The following is a 14896-nucleotide window of genomic DNA, read 5'->3' on the forward strand; positions in this document are numbered from 1 at the left end:
AAGGGCGCCGATGGCCGCTTGTCCAGAGGCACCCAGCAACTTTTTTCCCCGGCACTGACAGCAACAGGATAAAAAAATGGAGTTCTCCAGCGGCTTTCTACTGAGCCTTTCGCTGTGCCTGGATATCGGCGTGGCCAACATTGCAATGATCACCCTGGCCATGCAGCGCGGCTATTTCCAAGGGTTTGCCCTGGGCCTGGGCACCTGTGTCGGCGACCTGGTCTACGCGGTGCTGGCGCTGGCCGGCATGACAGTGCTGCTGCAGTACTCGACGGTACGCTGGGTGTTGTGGGTCGGCGGTTCGGTCTTGTTGCTGTACTTCGCGGCGAAGATGATCTACTCGGCGATCTACCACAGCACCGCGCTGGCGCAGACGGCAGAGGTCAGCGGCGGCTCCCATCGTCGGGAGTTCTTTCGCGGGATTTTCCTGGCGATGTCCTCCCCCAGTGCCATTCTCTGGTTCGCCGCGGTGGGCGGGACCCTGATTGCCCGTGCAGGCGGCAATAGCCTGGCCAGTGCCGGGTTGTTCCTGGCCGGGTTCTTTTGCGCCGGACTGCTCTGGTGCCTGGCCCTTTGCCTGGCAGCAACCCAGGGCGGCAAACTGCTGGGTGATAAACTGCTGCGCTATAGCTACCTGGCATCTGCAGCGATCTTCTGCTATTTCGCGGTCTACGTGATCCTATCGGGTTATCAGGAGTTTATCGGCGGTGGCGCTCTGGCAGAACTTCCTGGGCTGTGACTGGGGGAATTGGGTTTCGCTTCTATACTCCCAGCCGAACCCAATTTTCAGTGGCAGGAGGTGATTCGTGAATCAGCCAAAACAGCAGGCAGCAGCGCAGCCGCGCTTCGAAACGGGGCATTTTATGCTGATCGCCGGACTGGGCGGACGATTTTCCGTGGGCGCCACCGAAGGCATTCCCAAGCTCTGGGACCGTTTCATTCCGCACATCGGCAAGGTGCCGGGGCAGAAGGGCGACTTGACCTACGGCGTGTGTTGCAACCCGGATGGCAAGGGGGGCTTCGAGTACGTCGCCGGGGTCGAAATCAGCAAGCTAGACGACCTGCCCGAGTCCTATCGCTGGGTGGAAATCCAGCCCCAGCAGTACGCGGTGTTCACCCATCAAGGTGGCCTGGACAGCCTGGCGCAAACCTTCGCGTACATCTGGAAAAGCTGGTTGCCGGCCTCAGGCCGCGAGGCCGCGGATGCCCCCGAGTTCGAGCGCTACAGCGCCGACTTCGACCCGCAAACCGGGGATGGAGTGCTGGAGATCTGGGTGCCGCTCAAAGCCGCTTGAGCCAGGCGCGAACGGGGCGCAGGATCGATATGCGCGGCGGATTGAATTATGCTTGCGCCCCCTTTTTTCGCTGACTGGACCCCGCCATGAACGCCCCCACGACTGTCATTCGCCAGGTCACGCCGGCTGACCTGGACCGCTGTTTTGCCATCGAAACCGAGGCCTACGAGGGCGATGAAGCCGCCACCCGGGAGAAAATCGCCACCCGCATCGAGACCTGGCCGCAAGGCTTTATCGTGGCCGAGGTCGACGGCGTCGTGGCCGGATTCATTAATTCCGGCGCCGCCTATCAGGTGGAAATGGCCGACGAAGCCTTCAAGGAAATGATCGGCCACGACCCCGACGGTCCGCAGGTGGTGATCATGTCGGTGGTGGTGCATCCGGACTTCCAGGGGCTGGGCCTGGCCAAGCAGTTGATGATCGCGTTCATCGCGCACATGCGCGAACTGGGCAAGATCCGTATCAACCTGATGTGCCGCGAGCAGCACGTTGGCCTGTATGCCGGGTTCGGTTTTGCCTACCTCAAGGCGTCTGCCTCGGAGCATGGCGGGTTGGCCTGGCACGAGATGGCCCTCGAACTGTAAGCGCTGTCGCCCGGTATAGACCCGCAAGGTCTCGGTGGGGGGCTGGAACCTGGGGGGGATTCAGAAGGCCAGGGCCATGCGCCGCTCATAGCCGATCCGGCCTTTGTAGGCGTCGCCGCGGTCGACCCAACCCTGCTTGAGGTAGAGCCCCAGCGCCGCCTCATTGTGGGCATCCACTGACAACTCCAAGCCATTGATCTCGGGCCAGGCCTGCCGCGCCACTTCGGGCAAGGCTTGCAGGCAGGCCTTGCCGTAGCCCTGGCCCTGGCAGCGACGGTCAACCTGTAAGGCGTGCAGGGTGGCGGTGTCCTGGCTGGCCCAGGCCGGCAGGAAGGGCGGGCGCTTGAGCAGCAGGAAGGCCACGGGAATGTCGTCCGCAACCAGCGCAAAACCGCGGATGGCATCGCCTGCGGCCGCGCTCAGCGAGTGCAGCGCGCCATGGATATCGCCGGCGAATGACTTCTGCAACGGATCGATCTCGATGCTTTCCAGCTGTTGGCGTTGCAGTGCCGAAAGCTGTTGGTAGGGCACGAGGTGCGTGGCCATTGGCGGTATCTCTGCGGCGAAAAACTGAGGCTCGGATTTTAGCCACTTTGGCCCATGCACAATTATTTTTCTAGCCTGTCGATTTACCTGTTCCCCCGTCGACTAACAGTGTCTTTACAGCAAACACTCGGAGGTCCGACATGAATGCGTTAGCCGAAAACACTGAGATCCAGGCCCTGATCGAACGCTACCGACAAGCGGTGGTCGCCAAGGACCTTGAGACACTGATGGGCTTTTATGCCGACAGCATTGTCTCGTTCGACGCGGTCAAGGCCCTGCAATTCAAGGGCAAGGCGGCTTACCGCGCACACTGGGAAGAGTGCATGAACTATTGCCCCGGCCCACACCTGTTCGAGTTCGCACAACTGCAGGTGGTGCAAGGCCAGGACCTGGCGTTCGCCCACTGGCTGGTGCACTGCGGGGGGGCGGATGACAAAGGTGAAGTCAAAGGCAGCTGGATGCGTGCCACCGCAGGCTATCAGCGGATCGCCGGCCAATGGCGAATCGTCCACGAGCACTGGTCAGCGCCCTTCGACATGGTCAGTGGCGCGGCGTTGTTCGACCTGCAGCCCTGATCGTCGGGTTTTTCACCCAACCTGCAATCTGCAGCCATAGTTGATCAGCCTGATGTGGGAGAACCTCATGAAATACCTATGCCTGGTCTACAGCGACGAGCGTGTGCTGCACAGTTCGCCTGACAGCCCCGAGGACGCCGAGTGTCTGGCTTATGCCGAGTCGGTCCAGGGCAGTGGGCGGATGCTTGCCGCCGAGGCCTTGCAGCCCGTGCAGAGCGCCACCACGGTGCGCCTGCGAGGCGGCAAGTTGTCGATCACCGACGGACCGTTCGCCGAAACCAAGGAGCAATTGGCCGGGTTTTACCTGATCGAGGCCAAGGACCTCAACGAGGCGATCCAGGTGGCCGGGAAGATTCCGGCGGCCCGGGTCGGCAGCGTGGAAGTGCGCCCGGTACGGCAGTTGAATCCCTGATCATCGCCAAAAGAACAACAATCAAACAGGAGTCTATGTATGAGTATTCCTCACGCTGGCGCTCAGCCAGCAGCCTTCGAGTTGTCCATCAGTCGCCTGATCGATGCGCCGCGCACCAGGGTGTTCCGTGCCTGGACGGAGCCGCAGTGGCTCGCCCAATGGTGGGGGCCGCACGGCATGACCACGCCGGAATGCGAGATGGACCTGTGGGTCGGTGGCCAGTTTCGCACCTTGATGCGCGCACCGGATGGCAGCGAGTACCCCACCAGCGGGGTGTTCCTGGAAATTCACGCGCCGCAGCGGCTGGTCTTCACCGATGCGTATGCGCCTGGCTGGATTCCCTCGGGCAAACCCTTCATGACCGCCGAAGTGACCTTTGACGACGTCGACGGCAAGACCCTCTACACCGCGCGCGCCATGCACTGGAGCGAGGCCGATCGGCAGGCCCACGAGGGCATGGGGTTTCATGAGGGGTGGGGCCAGAGCCTCGACCGGCTGGAGGCCCTGGTGACCAGCGGCATGCCGGACTGATGCCGGACGAGGCGGTCAAGGCGCTGGTCGAGACGGTCTACCGCAACGACTCGCGGCGTATCCTCGCCACCCTGATTCGTCTGCTGGGGGATTTCGATCTGGCCGAAGAGGCGCTGCAGGAAGCCTTCTTCGTCGCGGTCGAGCGCTGGCAGCGGGACGGAGTGCCGGACAATCCGCGGGCCTGGCTGGTGTCCACCGGGCGCTTCAAGGCCATCGACGGCCTGCGCCGGCGTGCCCGGTTTGCCGCGTCCCAGGCGCACCTGATGGCGCAACTCGAAGCGCTCGAAGAGGCGCAATGGAGTGTCGAGGACGTGCAAGACGATCGCTTGCGCTTGATCTTCACCTGTTGTCACCCGGCACTGGCCGCCGATGCGCAAGTGCCGCTGACGCTGCGTGAAGTCTGCGACCTGACCACCGAAGAAATTGCCCGCGCCTTTCTTGCCGCGCCGGCCACCATTGCCCAGCGAATCGTGCGGGCCAAGGCCAAGATCCGCGACGCCAGGATCCCCTATCAAGTGCCGTCCCTGGCCGAGTTGCCCGAGCGCCTGGACAGTGTCCTGCGGGTGATTTACCTGGTGTTCAACGAAGGTTACTCGGCCTCGGTGGGCAATGAACTGACCCGCGAAGACTTGACCCGCGAGGCGATTCGCCTGGGGCGCCTGCTCCTGGAGTTGCTGCCGGAGCCGGAGGTGATGGGGTTGCTGGCCCTGATGCTGCTCAACGAGGCGCGGCGTCCGGCACGCACCTCGGCCAGCGGAGAGTTGATCGTGCTCGATGAGCAGGACCGTTCGCTGTGGGATGCCCAGATGATCGCCGAGGGCTGCGCCTTGATCGAGCACGCGCTGAGCCGGGGGGAGATCGGGCCGTATTGTCTGCAGGCGGCGATCTCGGCGGTGCATGCCGAGGCACCCACCGCCGGGGACACCGATTGGGCGCAGATCGTCGGTTTGTACGATGTCTTGCTGCAGGCGCTGCCTTCGCCGGTGATTGAACTCAATCGGGCCGCCGCCCTATCCCGGCGTGACGGGCCCTTGGCGGGGTTGACCCTGGTTGATGGGATTTTGCAGCGCGGCGAGTTGCTCGATTATCACCTGGCGCATTCGGCGCGTGCCGAGTTCTGTCGGCAACTGGGTCGAGTGGAGGAGGCGAGAGCGGCCTATCAGCGTGCGCTGGAACTGACCCAGCAAGTGCCGGAGCGCCGCTTCATCGAACGGCGCCTGGCGGAGCTGGGGCGCACTTGAGGCCGGCTTCACTCGAGCATCCTCTCTAGCAACCAACTGCCTGCCGGACCCGGCGGGTGCAAGCGTGACCAGAGCGCATCCACCGAGACCGGCCGGGGCCAGCCGCGGACGTTGAGCTCCTGCAGGGTGCCGGCGCCAAAGCGTTCGACCAGCCAGCGCGGCAGGGGCGCCCAGCCGAATCCGCCCTGGGCCATTTCCAGCAGCATCAGGTAACTGGGGGCTGACCAGACTCGCCCCTGGGCGCGGGCCTCATACGGATTGATGATGGTCGCCAGGCGCAGTTCGCGGTGCTGTTGCAGGGTTTGCCGATCGATTTTCGGCAGGCTCGCCAACGGGTGCGTGGGCGCCACGAACAGGGCGATCTCGGTGTGCTCATCGACGGTGGCGCTGTCCAGGTCCGGCGGGTAGCGCTCCTGCATTTCGGCGAAGGCCAGGTGTGCGCGACCGCGTTGCACCAGGGCAACCAGGTCATCGCATTCGGCGATCAGGCATTCCAGTTCGAGGTTCGGGTAACGCTGTTCGAAAGCCGTCAAGGCCGCTTCGAAACGGTCCGATTGATAGGTGTCGGAAAGCGCGACGGTCAGCTTCGCTTCAACCCCCTGGGACAACTGCGCGGCGCTCATTTCCAGGCGACTGGTGGCAGCGAGGATCTCTTCGGCGCGCTGCAACAGCACATGCCCGGCCAAGGTCAGGGCGGGCTTGCGGGTACTGCGGTCGAACAGTGTCAGGTTGAGGTCGATTTCCAGGCTGGCCACCGCCGCGCTGATGGTCGACTGGCTCTTGCCCAGCTTGCGCGCTGCGGCGGAAAACGAGCCTTGGGTGGCCGCCTGGACGAATGCCAGCAGGACTTCATGTGAGGCCATGAACTATCGCCTTGATCGATGGTTATTGGTTATGAAGTATCGGCACTGTGCTGGATGATGGCAACACATTCACCCACCGGAGCCGGCTCATGAGTCCTCATAAATCCCTCACTGAACGTGTGTTTCAAGCCATCGGCTTCGAGCTGCTGGCGGTCATGCTGTGTACGCCTTTGCTGGCGTGGCTGATGGACAAGCCGCTGGTCGACATGGGCGTCGCGACCATTGCCATCGGCCTGATTGCCCTGGCCTGGAACGTGTTGTTCAACGGCCTGTTCGACCGGTTGCTCAAACGCCTGGCGCTGGTGCCCAGTGCCGCGACCCGGGTGCTGCATGCCTTGCTGTTCGAGGGCGGCCTGGTGGCAGTCAGCGTGCCTTTGATTGCCTGGTGGCTGAACGTCAGCCTGCTTGAGGCGCTGATTCTGGACATCGGGGTGCTGCTGTTTTTCCTGCCGTACACCTACGTCTACCACTGGGCCTATGACGTATTGCGGGAGCGGATGTTGCTGGCGCGGGCAGTGCGCTGATTGACCTTGTCCGATCTCGTCGCAGCGCGAGACGGCGTCAATGGCCGGGCCCCGCCTCAGCGTCTGCTCGACAGTTGTTGCGGGGCCAGGAACGCATCGTGGAAGTAATCCCGGAAGGCCTGCATCGCCGGGGTAAATGCCCGTTCGCGGTGCCAGGCCAGGCCCACACTCATGGGGGTGACCGGGTCGGTGATGGTGAGGGTCTCGATGCGCTTGCCCTCCAGTGACCAGGGGCGGTGCACCAGGTCCGAGAGGATCGCCACGCCGCTGCCATTGGCGACCATGCTGCGAACCGCTTCCACCGAGCTGGTGCGCACCCGTACTTTCGGTTGCTGGTGGGCGTGTTCCCAGTAACGCATTGCGGCCTGTTCGGCCTCGTCGACGGTCAGCAGGATGTAGGGTTCCTGGGCCACATCCGCGAGGCTGACAGCCGAACGCTCGCACAGGGGGTGACGGCTGGGCAGCCACAGGCGGCGTTCGGAGTTGAACAGGATTTCCGAGACGATGTCGGGGTGCGTCAGGTTCGCGGTCAGCACCACCGCCATGTCGAAACGCCCCTCCAGCAAGCCAAGTTCGATGGCCTGGCGTTCCTGTTCGTGGACTTCGATGGCGACATCCGGGTGCCAGTGTTCCAGGCGTTGCAGATGGTGGGGCAGGAAGTAGCCGATGACCGTGTAGCTGGCCGCCAGGCGCAGCCGGCCACTGGCGCGCACATCCGGCAGTGGGCTGTTGAGGGCGTCATCGACGCTGCGCAGAATCACGTAGGCGCGGTTGAGAAAGTGCCGTCCGGCATCGGTCAGGCTCATGCCCTGGGCCGAGCGCTGGAACAGCAGGGTGCCGAGCATGCCCTCCAGTTCCTTGATCGCGGTGGTCACCGCTGACTGGGAGATGTTCAGGTGGATCGCCGCTTGGGAAATCTGCCCGATCTCGGCGGTGGCGACGAAATAGCGGACTTGGCGCAGGGTCAGTGACATTGAGACTCCGGGCGAACAGGTATCTGTTTTTCAGAAGATACCCTATCTGTTAATAGATCTTCCCAAGGGGGTGACCGGAATTTAACGTGGCCTGCATGAAGTCACAAGCGTCAGGAGCACGTGTCATGCAGGCAGTAGATTTCAATTCGGACATGGGTGAAGGCTTTGGCCCATGGACCATCGGCGACGGCGTCGACACAGAGCTGATGGCCTTCATCAGCTCGGCCAACATCGCTACCGGTTTCCATGCCGGTGACCCCGGCACCATGCGCCGCACCGTCGAACAGGCCAAGCGCCAGGGCGTGGCCATCGGCGCCCACCCGGGGTTCCGCGACCTGGTGGGGTTCGGTCGCCGCCACATCAATGCACCGGCCCAGGAGCTGGTCGACGACATGCTCTATCAACTCGGCGCCCTGCGCGAACTGGCGCGAGTGCAGGGCGTGCCCCTGCAACACATCAAGCCCCATGGCGCGTTGTACATGCACCTGGCGCGGGACGAGGAAGCGGCCCGCTTGCTGGTGGAAAACCTGCAGCGCCTGGAGCCCGGACTGCTGCTGTATTGCATGCCTGGCTCCGTCATCTGGCGGGTCGCGACAGAACTCGGCCAGCCGGTGATTCGCGAGTTCTACGCCGACCGCGAGTACGACCTCAGCGGCTCTATCGTCTTTACCCGCCATGTGCGCGCCCACGATCCGGAGCAGGTCGCCGCACGGGTGTTGCGTGCCTGCCAGGAGGGCGTGGTACGCACGGTCGAGGGCCAGGACCTGGCGATCGAATTCGACTCGATCTGTCTGCACAGCGATACGCCGGGTGCCCTGGCGTTGGTCGAGGCCACACGCAAGGCGCTGGACGCCGCGGGGATCACGGTGCGCGCCCCCCGCTGAACACGGACCCGGCGCACAGACGCCCGGGCCGACCCAACGATGGATTTTTTGCCTGCCTTTCTACAACTATTCCAAAAGGAACAGACATGGCCGAACACACAGTTATCACCCCATTACCAGGGACCTTCTATCGCAAAGCCACGCCGGAGTCGGCGAACTTCGTCGAGGTCGGTGCGCAGGTCAGCGCCGACACAGTGATTGGCCTGATCGAGGTCATGAAGCAGTTTTCCGAACTGACCGCCGGGACGGCCGGTCGCCTGAGTGCATTCCTGGTGGAAGACGGCGATCCGGTGGAACCGGGTCAGGTCGTCGCAACACTCGACGACGAGTGAGGGGCACGATCATGACCCAAGGCATCACTAAACTGCTGGTCGCCAACCGTGGCGAAATCGCCGTGCGGATTATCCGCGCCGCCCAGGAACTGGGCATTCCAACCGTTGCCGCGTGCAGTGAGGCGGACCTCGACTCCCAGGCCGCGCGCATGGCCGACGAAGTGCACCTGCTCGGCCCGGCCCGCGCCGACAAAAGCTACCTGAATGTCGAGGCGCTGCTGGGCGCCTTGAAAGCCACCGGGGCCAACGCAGTGCACCCAGGCTATGGCTTTCTCTCGGAGAACGCTGACTTCGCCGAAGCGGTGCAGGCCGCCGGGGCGATTTTTGTCGGGCCCAGCCCACAGACGATCCGTCGCATGGGCGACAAGGCCGAGGCGCGACGCACCGCACAAGCGGCTGGCGTGCCAGTGGTGCCGGGTTCGCCTGGCGAGCTGTTTGACGTCGAGGCCGCACTCGCGGCAGCCGAGCGGGTGGGTTTCCCCCTGCTGATCAAAGCCTCGGCCGGTGGTGGCGGACGGGGGATTCGTCTGGCGGAGAATCCCGCGCAGCTTGCGCGAAGAGTTCCCCCGTTCCCAGCGCGAAGCCCAGGCGGCATTTGGCAATGGTGCGGTGTACCTGGAGCGTTTCATCAGCCGGGCCCGGCACATTGAAGTGCAGGTACTGGGCGACGGTAAACACGCGGTTCACCTGTTCGAGCGCGAGTGTTCGCTGCAACGCCGGCGGCAGAAGATCTTTGAGGAAGCGCCGTCGCCGGCCCTCGATCCGCAACAGCGCGAAACTCTCTGCGCCAGCGCCGTACGCTTGACCGAGTCCCTCGGCTATCAGGGCGCCGGGACCCTGGAGTACCTGTATGACGACGCCAGTGGTGAGTTCTTCTTTATCGAGATGAACACGCGGATCCAGGTCGAGCACCCGGTCAGCGAGCTGATCACCGGCATCGACCTGGTTCAGGCGATGTTGCGAATCGCTGGCGGCGAGCCGTTGGGCCTGCGCCAAAGTGATATCCGACTCAATGGCGCGGCCCTGCAAATGCGCCTGAATGCCGAAGACCCGGCACGGGACTTCTTCCCAAGCCCAGGCCTGGTCGAAGCGTTGTCGTGGCCGCAAGGTCCGGGCGTGCGGGTCGACAGCCATCTGTATGAAGGCTATTGGGTGCCGCCGTACTATGATTCGCTGCTGGCCAAGCTGATAGTCCACGGTTGCGACCGTGCCCAAGCGTTGGCCCGGGCGCGGGTTGCCGTGGCCCAGACCCGCTTGAGCGGCATGGCGACGACCCTGGGGTTGCATGCCGAGTTGCTGGAGCAACCTTGGCTGCACGACGCCGACTTCCACACCGGCACCCTGGAAACCTGGCTGGCCGCGCGCCGCAGTGGAGGTGCAGCATGAACAAGCCGATCCGCTACAGTTTTGGCGCCGATGAACACCTGTTCGCCGAAGTCAGTGACAGCATGTCCCTGGAAGCGTTCTTCAAGGGCATGGCCGTGACCCGTGCGGTCGAGCGCCTGGCCCTGGATGGGGTGCTGGACGTGTGCCTGGCCAACGCCTCGTTCCAGATCCGCTTCGATCCGGACCGCATCGCGCCCCATGACCTGCTCGAAGCGGTCAAGGGCGCGGAGGCCGAAGCGGTTGCCGAACGCACCCTGCATACGCGGATCATCGAGATCCCGGTGCTCTACAACGACCCCTGGACCCACGAGACCCTGATGCGTTTTCGTGACCGGCATCAGGACCCCAGTGCCACGGACCTGGAGTACGCGGCGCGGATCAATGGCCTGGCCGACGTCGAGGCGTTCATTGCCGCCCACAGCGGTGCGCCGTGGTTCGTCTCGATGGTCGGTTTTGTCGCCGGCCTGCCGTTCATGTTCCAGATGGTCGAGCGTGAGCGTCAGTTGCAGGTGCCCAAATACCTGCGGCCCCGCACCGACACGCCGAAACTGACCCTGGGCCACGGCGGCTGCTTCGGCTGTATCTACTCGGTGCGTGGCGCCGGTGGTTATCAGATGTTTGGCGTGACGCCAGCACCGATCTACGACCCACAGCAGAACCTGGCGTACCTCAAAGAGCACATGGTGTTTTTCCGTCCCGGCGACATTGTGCAGTTCAAACCCATGGACCGCGCCGCCTACGATCAGGCCGTGGCCGAAGTGGATGCGGGGCGCTTCGACCTGCGGATTCGGCCGGTGGAGTTTTCCCTGGACGCGTTCCTCGCCGACCCCGTCGGCTATCCCAAGTCGTTGCAGGAGGTGCTGGCATGATCAAGGTACTCAAACCCGGTCTGGCCACCTCGGTACAGGACCTGGGCCGCGAAGGTTACTACCACCTGGGGATTCCCCCCTCCGGTGCGCTCGACCAATACGCCCTGAGCGCGGCCAACCAGTTGGTCGGCAACCCGGCCGGGGCGGCGGCGCTGGAGTGCACGCTGCTGGGACCGGAGCTGGAGTTTGCCGATGACGCGCTGGTGGCGGTGTGTGGTGCGCACATGACGCCACGGGTCGATGGCGTGGAAATGCATGCCGACACCGCGTTCACGGTCAAGGCCGGCCAAGTGCTGCGTTTTGATTTCCCCAAGGCCGGCGCCCGCGCATACCTGGCGGTGGCCGGTGGCATTGATGTGCCGTTGGTGCTGGGCAGTCGCTCAACCTATGCGTTGGGGGCGCTGGGCGGGTTCCAGGGGCGCCGGTTGGTGGCCGGTGACGAATTGCCGGTGGGTGTTGCCAGTGGCAAGAGCCGCGCTGGGGCCAGTCTGCCCATGGCGTTGCGGCAGTCGCTGGGCGGCGAGATCAGCCTGCGGGTGGTGCCGGGCTTGTACTACGAACGCCTGACCGAAGCGGCGGCCAGCAGCTTTTTCGCTGAGCCCTGGACGGTCGGCTCGGAGGCGGACCGCATCGGCTATCGCTTCAAGGGTGGCAGCGCCTTGAGTTTCCAACCCCGGGAGCAGCCGTTCGGGGCCGGCTCCGATCCGTCGAACATCGTCGACAGCTGTTACCCGATCGGCTCGATCCAGGTTCCGGCCGGGCTCGAACCGATCGTGCTGCATCGCGATGCAGTGTCCGGTGGTGGCTACGCGATGATCGGTACGGTGATCAGCGCCGACCTCGACCTGATCGGCCAGATGCAGCCTAACCAGAAGGCGCGGTTTGTCGCGGTGACTCTGGAGCAGGCGCTGGAGGCGCGACGTTCCTATAAGAAAAAACTCAGCTGCCTGAGCAAGCTGTTCCCTTCCTGATTCTGCCCGCCGCATCGCGCGGGCCATGCCAAACGGTACGCCAACGCCGCACTTCGGTGCGGTGACGGCTGCCCGCGCTTCAACCTTTGACTGGTTCTGGAGTTCACGCATATGGCTGCTTTATCGCAATCGAGTCAAACCGGGCAGGACCCGGCCAATCACCCGGTCCCTGCTGCAGCACGCATGGGCCGGCTGTCCCTGACCATGGCCTGGTGGGCCGTGTGCAGCGCCATGTTCTATATCGTGGTCGGCGCGTCCCTGGCGTTGTCCTATGGCACCCGCAATGCGCTGATCGGCATGCTCCTGTCGGTGCTCAGCTACGGGCTGATCAACAGCGTGCTCAGTCGTTTTGCGATTCGCAGCGGCCTGTCGGTGGCGCTGTTTTCGCGGTTGTTGTTCGGCAGCACCGGTGCCTGCCTGGCGACGTTGATCTTCTTCTCTACGGCGATCTACTACGCGGTGTTCGAGGGCTCGGTGATCGCGGTGGCGCTCAACCACCTGTACCCGGAGCTGGTCTACCCGCTGGCTGCCTTGCTCGTGGTGCTGTACAGCGTGCCGATGATCCTGGGGAGCGTGCAGCACTGGCTGGACAAGCTCAATGGCGTGTTGCTGCCGATCTATCTGGGCGGTCTGCTGGTGGCGGTGGGGTTGTCGATCAGTCGCTACGGTTACCAGCCGCAGTGGCTGGATTTCGGGCCGGCCAATCCCAGTGCGTTTGGCTGGTGGGATTGCTTCGTCGCGTACATGGGCGTCTGGGTGTTGATGCTGTTCACCTTCGACTATGCCCGTTTCGGCAAACCCGAGGATCAGACTTACCACGGCCGCTGGAACTTCGGCATGCCGTTCTACGCGGTGACGTTTTTGCTCAATGGCGCAGCGGGGATTTACCTGGTCAGCAGCATTCCCCATGAGGGCGCATTGAACGAAGTCTCGGTGGTGATGGCGATCCTGCAACTGATGGGGTTGTGGGGCCTGTTGTTTGTCTGGGCCACGCAGACCCGGATCAACACCGCCAACTACTACCTGGCGACGCTGAACATGCAGGCGTTTTTCGGTCGGTTCGGTGTGCGCGGCTCGTACCTGGTGTGGGCGCTGGCGGTGGGGGTGATCGTCTACGGCCTGATGCTGGCCGATGTGTTTGCCTACCTGCTGAAGGCGCTGGCTTATCAAGGGATCTTTGTGGTGGCCTGGGTGGGTGTGGCGCTGGCGCAGATCCTCTATGGCCGCAGTGATGTGACGGCGCTTGCGCGGGTGTCGGCCTATAACCCGGCAGGTTTGGTGGCCTGGTTTGGCGGCACGGCGCTGGGGCTGATGCTGATGTTTGCCGGCCCGGGGTTGAGCAGTTTCTCCGCACCGTTGACCGGAGTGCTGGCGTTCGGGCTGCAGTTCGCACTCTCGCGCCGGCAGGCGGCAAGCGTGGTGAGCCCAACCCGGTAGCCGCTGCTGGGTGTTCAGAACGCTGGGGGTGAGCCGCCCATACGGGCGGCTCGATCAGGGCAGGCGTCAGGTGGCTCAGTAATCTGCGCGCTTGCGAAACGCCCAGCGTCCGGCAATCAGCGTGAAGGTGGCGACCAGTGCCACCAGCACCCAGAACCCGTGGGGGTCACCGGACAGCGGTACGCCGCCGACATTCATGCCGAAGAAGCCGGCAATGATGTTGATCGGCAGGGCCAGTACGGTGACCACGGTCAGGGTGAACAGGGTGCGGTTGCTCTGTTCGTTGAGGTTGGCGGCGATTTCTTCCTGCAGCAGTTTGATCCGCTCACCCAGGGCCGTGAGGTCGTTGATGATCAGCGCAAATTCTTCGGTGGATTTGCGCAACTCCTTGACGTCTTCCTTCTGCAACCACTGCGGCGGGCGGTTGAGCAGGCGCAGCAGGGAGCCGGGTTCCAGGGCCAGCAGGCGTTGCAGGCGCACCAGCACCCGGCGGTTGGCGCCCAGTTCGGCGCGATTGGTCGACAGCCGCGAGGACAGCAACTGGTCCTCGACCTGGTCCACGCTGAGGCTGGTCTTGCGCACGATCTGGGTCAGTACTTCCCCTTGGTCGCGGAGCAGATGCACCAGCAACTCCAGGGGCGAGCGAAAACACTCGCCGGCCTTGACCGAGGAGCGCAGTTTGTCCACCGAGTGCAACGGTTGCAGGCGTGCGCTGATGATCAGTCGACTGCGGACGCAGACCCACAGGGTCGAGACATCCGAGGACACCAGGTTGCTGAGATTGAACACCACATCGTTGACCACCGCCAGCAGGGCCGAGTCGACGTGCTCGATGCGGGTCGAACGCGAGCCCTCGTGCAGGGCTTCGAAGAATTCTTCGGGTAAGGCCAGGTGCGTTTTCATCCAGCGTTCGCAGGCCGCGTGGGCCAGGTTCAGGTGCAGCCAGAGAAACTCATCGGCGCTGTCGGGCCGGTGCAGGCGCTGCAGGGCCTGGGCTGAGGTGATTTCCCGACCGGGTTCGCCGGGGCGGAAGCTGAACCCGTAGAGCAGGCCAAAAAGATCGGCGTCGCGGTGGCGTTGGTCGATGCTGTGGTTCATGGCGTCTCGCTGGCGGGAGCGCCCGCCATGCAATTCACAGCGGCGCTTGAGCGGCATCATGGCAAGCCAATCTGACCGTTTTGTGACACCTTTTCGAGCGACAGGGAGGCCTCTAAACCGCTGGTCAGCGCGACTCAAGAAATTCTTGTCAGGGCCGATGACGGCTAGGCTGGTCTGCGCACTTCGGTGTCCGCCTTATTCCTGTCATGAGATATCACTCGATGTTTTTGCAAAAATCCCTGAGAGCCAAACTCCTCGCGTTGCTGAGCGGTAGCCTGTTGGCCATGTTGTTGATCGCACTGGCCAGCTTTCACTTCCTCTCGGCCGGGGTGCAGAGTTACCGCAACCTGATTGAAGGGCCTTTGCATACTTCC

At 63.6% G+C, this 14896-nt stretch carries 17 protein-coding genes and 1 pseudogene; 14 read left to right on the forward strand and 4 right to left on the reverse strand.

Going from position 1 to position 14896, the window contains the following annotated elements; genetic code table 11:
- Positions 1–76 precede the first annotated feature (76 nt).
- The 3 genes from Q1W70_RS16860 to Q1W70_RS16870 all read left to right on the forward strand — a co-directional run bounded on the left by Q1W70_RS16860 (position 77) and on the right by Q1W70_RS16870 (position 1879).
- The gene (locus tag Q1W70_RS16860) at positions 77–739 is read left to right on the forward strand and encodes a LysE family translocator (protein ID WP_166591052.1); all 663 of its coding nucleotides are present in this window, start codon (positions 77–79) and stop codon (positions 737–739) included.
- 67 nt (positions 740–806) lie between these two features.
- A complete protein-coding gene (locus tag Q1W70_RS16865) occupies positions 807–1295 on the forward strand; it encodes a GyrI-like domain-containing protein (protein WP_265536692.1) in 489 nt (162 codons plus the stop codon).
- 86 nt (positions 1296–1381) lie between these two features.
- A complete protein-coding gene (locus Q1W70_RS16870) occupies positions 1382–1879 on the forward strand; it encodes a GNAT family N-acetyltransferase (RefSeq protein ID WP_166591054.1) in 498 nt (165 codons plus the stop codon).
- 60 nt (positions 1880–1939) lie between these two features.
- Here the strand turns inward: Q1W70_RS16870 and Q1W70_RS16875 are convergent, their stop codons facing one another.
- Positions 1940–2425, reverse strand: a complete 486-nt coding sequence (locus Q1W70_RS16875; protein ID WP_166591055.1) for a GNAT family N-acetyltransferase — start codon at positions 2423–2425, stop codon at positions 1940–1942.
- Between the two features lie 140 nt (positions 2426–2565).
- Here Q1W70_RS16875 and Q1W70_RS16880 point away from each other — a divergent pair, with 140 nt between their 5' ends.
- From Q1W70_RS16880 to Q1W70_RS16895, 4 genes are all read left to right on the forward strand, one after another.
- A complete protein-coding gene (locus tag Q1W70_RS16880) occupies positions 2566–3000 on the forward strand; it encodes a YybH family protein (protein WP_166591056.1) in 435 nt (144 codons plus the stop codon).
- Between the two features lie 67 nt (positions 3001–3067).
- Complete coding sequence (locus Q1W70_RS16885) at positions 3068–3412, forward strand: YciI family protein (protein WP_166591057.1); 345 nt, start codon at positions 3068–3070, stop codon at positions 3410–3412.
- A gap of 39 nt (positions 3413–3451) precedes the next feature.
- Positions 3452–3943, forward strand: a complete 492-nt coding sequence (locus Q1W70_RS16890; protein WP_166591058.1) for an SRPBCC family protein — start codon at positions 3452–3454, stop codon at positions 3941–3943.
- The gene (locus Q1W70_RS16895) at positions 3943–5184 is read left to right on the forward strand and encodes an RNA polymerase sigma factor (RefSeq protein ID WP_185818796.1); all 1242 of its coding nucleotides are present in this window, start codon (positions 3943–3945) and stop codon (positions 5182–5184) included. Before Q1W70_RS16890 ends, Q1W70_RS16895 begins: the two co-directional genes overlap by 1 nt.
- Before the next feature lie 8 nt (positions 5185–5192).
- Here the strand turns inward: Q1W70_RS16895 and Q1W70_RS16900 are convergent, their stop codons facing one another.
- Positions 5193–6047: a LysR family transcriptional regulator gene (locus Q1W70_RS16900; protein WP_302097619.1), complete on the reverse strand. Its 855-nt coding sequence runs from the start codon at positions 6045–6047 to the stop codon at positions 5193–5195.
- 89 nt (positions 6048–6136) lie between these two features.
- Between Q1W70_RS16900 and Q1W70_RS16905 the strand changes: the two genes are divergently transcribed.
- Positions 6137–6571 (forward strand): multidrug/biocide efflux PACE transporter, encoded by a 435-nt coding sequence (locus Q1W70_RS16905; RefSeq protein ID WP_182341930.1) that lies wholly within the window; start codon positions 6137–6139, stop codon positions 6569–6571.
- A 56-nt stretch (positions 6572–6627) separates the two neighbouring features.
- On the opposite strand, the gene Q1W70_RS16910 is transcribed toward Q1W70_RS16905, so the two are convergent.
- Positions 6628–7545: a LysR family transcriptional regulator gene (locus Q1W70_RS16910; RefSeq protein WP_166591062.1), complete on the reverse strand. Its 918-nt coding sequence runs from the start codon at positions 7543–7545 to the stop codon at positions 6628–6630.
- Between the two features lie 125 nt (positions 7546–7670).
- Between Q1W70_RS16910 and Q1W70_RS16915 the strand changes: the two genes are divergently transcribed.
- From Q1W70_RS16915 to Q1W70_RS16940, 6 genes and pseudogenes are all read left to right on the forward strand, one after another.
- Entirely contained in the window at positions 7671–8429 is a 759-nt protein-coding gene (locus tag Q1W70_RS16915) for a 5-oxoprolinase subunit PxpA (RefSeq protein WP_302097620.1), read from the forward strand.
- A gap of 86 nt (positions 8430–8515) precedes the next feature.
- A complete protein-coding gene (locus Q1W70_RS16920) occupies positions 8516–8761 on the forward strand; it encodes an acetyl-CoA carboxylase (RefSeq protein ID WP_095079351.1) in 246 nt (81 codons plus the stop codon).
- An 11-nt stretch (positions 8762–8772) separates the two neighbouring features.
- A pseudogene (locus tag Q1W70_RS16925) lies at positions 8773–10147 on the forward strand (acetyl-CoA carboxylase biotin carboxylase subunit).
- The gene (locus Q1W70_RS16930; RefSeq protein WP_166591065.1) at positions 10144–11016 is read left to right on the forward strand and encodes a 5-oxoprolinase subunit B family protein; all 873 of its coding nucleotides are present in this window, start codon (positions 10144–10146) and stop codon (positions 11014–11016) included. Before Q1W70_RS16925 ends, Q1W70_RS16930 begins: the two are co-directional and overlap by 4 nt.
- Positions 11013–11987, forward strand: coding sequence for a 5-oxoprolinase subunit C family protein (locus Q1W70_RS16935; RefSeq protein ID WP_182341924.1), 975 nt, complete (start codon positions 11013–11015; stop codon positions 11985–11987). Before Q1W70_RS16930 ends, Q1W70_RS16935 begins: the two co-directional genes overlap by 4 nt.
- Positions 11988–12098: 111 nt before the next feature.
- Positions 12099–13424, forward strand: coding sequence for a purine-cytosine permease family protein (locus Q1W70_RS16940; RefSeq protein ID WP_182341921.1), 1326 nt, complete (start codon positions 12099–12101; stop codon positions 13422–13424).
- A 75-nt stretch (positions 13425–13499) separates the two neighbouring features.
- On the opposite strand, the gene Q1W70_RS16945 is transcribed toward Q1W70_RS16940, so the two are convergent.
- Entirely contained in the window at positions 13500–14522 is a 1023-nt protein-coding gene (locus Q1W70_RS16945; protein WP_166589162.1) for a transporter, read from the reverse strand.
- Positions 14523–14896: the final 374 nt, after the last annotated feature.

Origin of the sequence: Pseudomonas kielensis (genome assembly GCF_030505375.1) — a bacterium.
Classification (GTDB): Bacteria; Pseudomonadota; Gammaproteobacteria; order Pseudomonadales; family Pseudomonadaceae; genus Aquipseudomonas; species Aquipseudomonas kielensis.